Raw genomic sequence first — 1,083 nt, 5'->3', positions numbered from 1 at the left:
TTAATAGTCTCAACACCCACTGGCTCTACTGCCTATTCTCTAAGTGCTGGAGGACCAGTATTAACTCCTGAGGTGCCGGTGTTGCAACTGTTGCCCATCTGTCCCCATTCTTTGGCATCTCGGGCATTAGTCTTTGCCGACACAGAGCAATTAACCATTTTTCCCGCTACTCCCAATTCGATGGTGATGGTAGTTGATGGCAATGGTGGTTGCTACGTCATACCAGAAGATAAAATAAAAGTTAAGCGATCGCCTTACTCCGCTCGATTTATCCGTTTGCAAGCACCAGAGTTTTTCAGGGTTTTGCGAGAAAAGTTGGGGTGGGGATTGCCGCACATTGCTAAACCGACCTCTGTGGAGTTGCCTTAGAGCGTACATCCATGTCAGAAAGTTTTGTCAACTAGTATTCTCGAGCTGGGGAGCTGGGGATATAGGTAAACAAAACAATCAGGATTTTCTAGATCAGGATTTTCTGTATAGGCTTTCCTCCAGCTGAATTGAAGAAAGCCAGGCCATGGGAAGGGGGGTTAGGCAGGAGTGTCAAAAACGGTGATTGCTGCCTGTTGGTTACGAGAAACACCATTAGCTGGAATCAACTAACCATAAGGGTTTCCTGAACGTGTTGCTCGAAAGTTGTATTCATACCTAGTACTATTAATCTCGATCTGGTAGTTTCTGGTGGTGTCTGGTGGTGTCCCAAATCCATGTATGTAATCTGTGAAACGCAACTTCGGATCAGGGGGGCTTGTGCAACTATACCCCGGTAAGATAGGAGTATCCACCAGCAACTGGCTATTCATGGTCGGTACTTAGGCAATCAACCCAAACTATTCTATGTCTGCTTTGAATCGCAATACTCGTCGTCGGCTCAATAAATTACAACAGACTTCCAGTGTGTGGGAGGGAGACCGCCGTCCCCTGTCAGTTATTGGTAACAATCATCAGCCGGATGGTGAGGGTCATAATGATTGCATTCTTTGGGTGGATGGCTCAGAAGGCATTGTCAGGGCAATGGATTTAGTATCACCAACAATGGGACCAGAAGCGATTGTTCGTGCCCTTATGCAAGCCATGGAACAAATC

At 46.5% G+C, this 1,083-nt stretch carries 2 protein-coding genes; both read left to right on the top strand.

What is annotated here, in order from left to right:
* The coding region (locus F6K20_RS39560; RefSeq protein ID WP_502708944.1) for a diacylglycerol kinase catalytic domain-containing protein at nt 1–369 on the top strand (369 nt) is incomplete at its 5' end.
* 465 nt (nt 370–834) lie between these two features.
* On the top strand, nt 835–1,083 hold a 249-nt coding region (locus F6K20_RS39555), incomplete at its 3' end, for a DUF6930 domain-containing protein (protein WP_502708943.1).

The organism is Moorena sp. SIO2C4 (assembly GCF_010672485.1).
GTDB classification, from domain to species: domain Bacteria; phylum Cyanobacteriota; class Cyanobacteriia; order Cyanobacteriales; family Coleofasciculaceae; genus Moorena; species Moorena producens.
This window is presented reverse-complemented; position numbering and strand designations above follow the sequence as displayed.